We start from the raw sequence: 1572 nt of genomic DNA on the forward strand, positions 1-1572 counted from the left end.
CACAAATTCCCACAGACAAAACCAAAGTGAACATCTAGATTGTAAGAATCACTTAGTTTTTTGGAGTCTTATCAGGTTATGAACAAGATACTAGCTAATTGTATCAGCTTAGGGATCGGATTGGGTGCGATCGGGGTGGCTTTCCAGGCACAAGCCGCCTCTTTTCAGGGGTTAGGGGGCTTACCAGGTAGTTTCTCTAGCAGTGCTACTGGAGTATCAGCAGATGGGTCTGTTGTGGTTGGTAGCAGCACCCGTACTCCTATGTGGACAACAGAGGCATTCCGTTGGACACAAGCAACGGGTATGGTTGGACTAGGGGACTTACCGGGGGGTAGTTTCTCTAGCAGTGCTAATGGAGTATCAGCCGATGGGTCTGTTGTGGTTGGTATCAGCAATATTGGTAATGGTAATGAGGCATTCCGTTGGACACAAGCAACGGGGATGGTGGGACTAGGGAACTTATCGGGGTGGAACTCTAGCAGTGCTTCGGGAGTGTCAGCCGATGGGTCTGTTGTTGTTGGTACTGCTTCTGATAGTGGGGGTGAGGCATTCCGTTGGACACAAGCAACGGGGATGGTCGGACTAGGTAACTTATCTGGTGGGTATTTGTCCCGTAGCCCAGGAGTATCAGCCGATGGGTCGGTTGTGGTTGGTTACAGTACCAGCAATTATGAGGCATCCCGTTGGACACAAGCAACGGGGACGGTTGGACTAGGGAACTTGGAGTGGGCGAGTTTTGGCGAGGCTTTAGGAGTATCAGCCGATGGGTCTGTTGTGGTTGGTTACAGCAGCAATGATTCGTCATTTGAGGCATTCCGTTGGACACAACAGACAGGGATGGTCGGACTAGGACATTTACCATCGGTGGATTTTCGTTTCTTCAGCCTGGCTTCAGGAGTATCAGGAGATGGGTCTGTCGTGGTTGGTTACAGTGAAAGTGCTAATGGTGATGAAGCATTTATCTGGAATAGCACCCAAGGGATGCGGAGCTTACAACAGGTTTTAACTAATGATTATGGTTTAGATTTAACCGGTTGGTTTTTGGACCGAGCTAACGCAATTTCTGCCGATGGGTTAACGGTTGTGGGTTTTGGGACTAACCCTGATGGTCTGACTGAAGCTTGGATTGCTCGTTTAGATGGAGAACCAGTTTCCCAACCCGGAACAACGCCTACCAATCCGCTTCTCCCTACTCCAAATCCAAGCAACCCCAACGGCTTTACCTTTCCTGGTGTTCCCGTCGGTAATAATGGATTGGGTATAATTAACCCCATCTTTTTTGATCCGATTGTGTCGGTAGGATACGATTACGCAGTGACAGGCGGCCCCCTATTCGCCTCTGTTTTAATCCCCAATGCTCTCCCCCAGGGCGACAGTAACTTTACCTTAGAATTACCCGGATTTGGCAATTATTCTCTAGTTGCGGGAACAACTTTCAACTTGTTGGGTGTTAATCCCCTTGGCTTTAGTGATTTTCGCATCAGTGATATCGATCCTGCGGAAATGCTCGATCCAACTAATCCTACTGCTTTTGTGACGGGGTTAACATTTACTGCTGCTGGAACAGTAACA

The 1572-nt window shown here is 48.7% G+C and carries 1 protein-coding gene; it reads left to right on the forward strand.

Annotation, left to right across the window (positions count from 1 at the left end; translation table 11 throughout):
* Positions 1–78 precede the first annotated feature (78 nt).
* Positions 79–1572 (forward strand): HAF repeat/PEP-CTERM domain-containing protein (locus O9295_RS04665; protein WP_288032060.1); only part of this gene is annotated, 1494 nt, incomplete at its 3' end.

This window comes from Microcystis sp. LE18-22.4A, from assembly GCF_027531105.1.
Lineage (GTDB): Bacteria > Cyanobacteriota > Cyanobacteriia > Cyanobacteriales > Microcystaceae > Microcystis > Microcystis aeruginosa.